The organism is Wolbachia endosymbiont of Madathamugadia hiepei (assembly GCF_013366855.1).
In the GTDB taxonomy this organism is placed as follows: Bacteria; Pseudomonadota; Alphaproteobacteria; order Rickettsiales; family Anaplasmataceae; genus Wolbachia.
The window spans coordinates 1-2854 of the sequence record NZ_WQMP01000132.1; the positions used below are offsets into that span (position 1 = coordinate 1).

3 protein-coding genes are annotated in these 2854 nt (G+C 36.3%); 1 reads left to right on the top strand and 2 read right to left on the bottom strand.

Translation table 11 applies throughout. The annotated features are described in order from the left end of the window. Positions 1 to 542: 542 nt before the first annotated feature. Positions 543 to 1814 carry a M16 family metallopeptidase gene (locus GO685_RS04535; RefSeq protein WP_175937762.1) on the bottom strand — a complete coding sequence of 424 codons (1272 nt, stop codon included), beginning with the start codon at positions 1812 to 1814 and terminating at the stop codon, positions 543 to 545. 1 nt (position 1815) lies between these two features. Further along, a complete protein-coding gene (locus GO685_RS04540; protein ID WP_175937763.1) occupies positions 1816 to 2424 on the bottom strand; it encodes a superoxide dismutase in 609 nt (202 codons plus the stop codon). Positions 2425 to 2593: 169 nt separating this feature from the next. Between GO685_RS04540 and GO685_RS04545 the strand changes: the two genes are divergently transcribed. Then, the gene (locus GO685_RS04545) at positions 2594 to 2794 is read left to right on the top strand and encodes a hypothetical protein (protein WP_175937764.1); all 201 of its coding nucleotides are present in this window, start codon (positions 2594 to 2596) and stop codon (positions 2792 to 2794) included. Positions 2795 to 2854 lie beyond the last annotated feature (60 nt).

Consider the following 2854-nt stretch of genomic DNA (forward strand, 5'->3'; position numbering starts at 1 on the left):
CTACGCTTATTTCATATTCCATGCAACCCAAAAAGCCCTCTATTTCCAGCTCTTTCTTTATCGGCTAATCCATAGTTAGCGTTATAAGCGCATGGTCATTATTTAAATAATGACCATGCATCTTTTTGTTTGATAGAGAAATTCATAAGCAGTAGCTGGCACTGGGATCTAGGATACTATTTTAGCAATAAATATTTAAGAAATTTAGCGAGTGAGAAAAAAAAGCAAAGAAACCCCGAGTGGCAAGTTTTGACTCTTTAAATTGGCGCTATAATAATTTGCTGACGCTTAGTTCAAGCGCGATTTGGCTGAATGTAGAAAAAATGAAAAAGACATGCAGCCGCTATAATTTGATACAATCCGCCAAAAAACACCCTGAGTTTTTTACTGAATTTTGTCATTGAACCTACAGATCAAAGACAAGTTTTGAGTCAGAAATACCCTTATTGCTATGAAAAGGGTGCTGGAGAGGAATTGTTAAGTAGTTTTTTTCGTTTCACGACATACCAAAAACTGGTTTGTTATGTGAGAAGCCCATTGCTTTAAGCTCTAAGCATAGAAACTACTTTATCGTAGCTTGGCAACGATTTTATTTCTCCAATTGCAGCTAAAGTAGTTTTTTCATGCTGAGATAACAGCTCCTCTGCTGCTTCTTTCACGTCAGCAGTGGTAACTGCGCTAGTTTTTTCTATCAATTCATTTTTACTGATATACCTATCATAGTTGCCATGGTAGTGCCCCAATGCTTCAGCACGGGAACTGACGCTTTCACGTGACATTAAAATTTGGGATTTTATTCGCTCTTTCACCCTATTTACCTCTTCTTCCTTCAGATCACCCGTAGACAACTTCTTCAACTCCGTCGTTATGGATTTTAAAAGCTTATCTAAGTTGCTACTATCTGTGCCAGCGAAAATGGAGAGCATTCCTGTATCGGTGTAGCTAGAATTAAATGAATAGACAGAGTAAACCAGTCCCTGCTTTTCTCTTACTTCCTGGAATAAGCGTGATGACATCCCGCTCCCCAGTATAGAATCAAGCACCTGAAATGTGTGATATTTATCGTCATGGCGAGAAACACTAGGTAAACCAATTAGCAAATGTACCTGGTCCAGTTTACGATGTTCCAAATACTCACCACCAGTGTAATTCGCATTCTGCCTTTTCTTCAGCTCTTTTGCATGAATCTTTGAGAGAAAATCTTTGGTTAACTGAACAACTTCTTCATGCTCAACGCTCCCTGCAACAGAAAATATCGTATTCTCGCCAAAGTAATGCTCATTTATATAGCTATTTAGATCTTCTCGAGTAAATGATTTCACAGTATCCTGTCTGCCTAAAATCGACCTACCAAACGGTTGATCTTTATAAGCTGCTTCAAAATATTTATCAAAAATGATGTCGCTCGGCGAATCGTTAGTTTGAAAAATCTCTTGTGTTACAACACCTTTTTCGCGCTCCAATTCATCTTCTGGAAACGTTGAATTCATCAATATATCTATTAATATATCAATGCCAGTTTTTATGTCTTTTTTGAGGACCTTTGCGTAGTAACTTGTGCTTTCTCTACCGGTGCTAGCATTGAATACTCCACCTATATCGTCGAAAGCTTTTGCAATTTCAAATGCAGTTCTCGTTTTTGTTCCTTTGAAAGCCATGTGCTCTAGAAAATGGGATATTCCATTTTGACTTGCACTTTCGGCTCTATTGCCAACACCAACTCGTATACTTAAAGCTACAGAGTTAACACCACGCACCTGCTCGGTTATTATGCGCAGGCCATTATCTAATTTTGTTACCTTCGGTACATTCATCTTATGTGTTCTTTCTCAAATTCTCTTCTGCAAAATCCCAATTAATCAAATGATCAAGGAAAACTTTTATATAGTCAATTCTACGGTTTTGACAATCTAAATAATACGCATGCTCCCAAACATCCATAGTGAGCAGCGGCACTTGACCATAAGTTAATGGTAAATCCGCATTGGGAGTTTTGGTGATTTTGAGTTTTCCTTTCTCGAACACTAACCATACCCATCCACTGCCAAATTGGCTCACTCCATGACTTGAAAACTCTTCATAGAATTTATCAAAGCCACCGATATCGTCTTGAATTTTTTTTGCTAGAAGACTGTCATTCTGAGGCTTACCACCACCATTTTTTTTCATTGAACTCCAATAAAAAGTGTGGTTCCAAACTTGCGCTGCGTTGTTAAATATAGGGACTTTGTCGCTATTACCATGAACCTTCGTTATTAATTCCTCAATTTTTGCTTGTTGATAATCGGTATTTTCAACTAGCTCATCGAGTTTATTTAAATACCCCCTATGATGCTTATCATAGTGAAAATCCAAAGTCCTTGCAGATATATAAGGCTCTAAAGCTGTTTTGTCATATGGTAATTCAGGTAAAGTAAAACTCATAAAAACCTCTTCATTTCTAACCTACTGCGATACTAGAGTAATAAGTGCTTTTGTGCAATATATAATTTAGTTAAAATATTAATATGACTATTGCAATTATTCTAAAATAAGTTATAATAGTATAGTAATGTATTACATTTTTTTATTATAGTTTTTTTAGGAGGCTAATATGTCAAATCTATCTGAGAACTTCAAGAGTTCATATAAGAATTTCAAGCAATATGCTGAGGATGGAAGTGTTCCGGTTGAAACACAAAAAGATTTAAGTGTAGTTTCGCAAAACTGTTTCTATAAGTCTGTTGATCATATCAATAGTGTTGTGGGGCTAGTGAAGAACGTTACTAGTCTCTGTGAAAAAAGTTTATCATGAGAAAATAAGGAAAGATGTAGCAAAAACTGGTAGTTTAACTTAGCTACAAATAGAGAAACT

Coding starts and splice junctions, on each gene's coding strand:
- GO685_RS04535 (WP_175937762.1), bottom strand. CDS start 1,814: ATGAATGTACCGAAGGTAACAAAATTAGATAATGGCCTGCGCATAATA.
- GO685_RS04540 (WP_175937763.1), bottom strand. CDS start 2,424: ATGAGTTTTACTTTACCTGAATTACCATATGACAAAACAGCTTTAGAG.
- GO685_RS04545 (WP_175937764.1), top strand. CDS start 2,594: ATGTCAAATCTATCTGAGAACTTCAAGAGTTCATATAAGAATTTCAAG.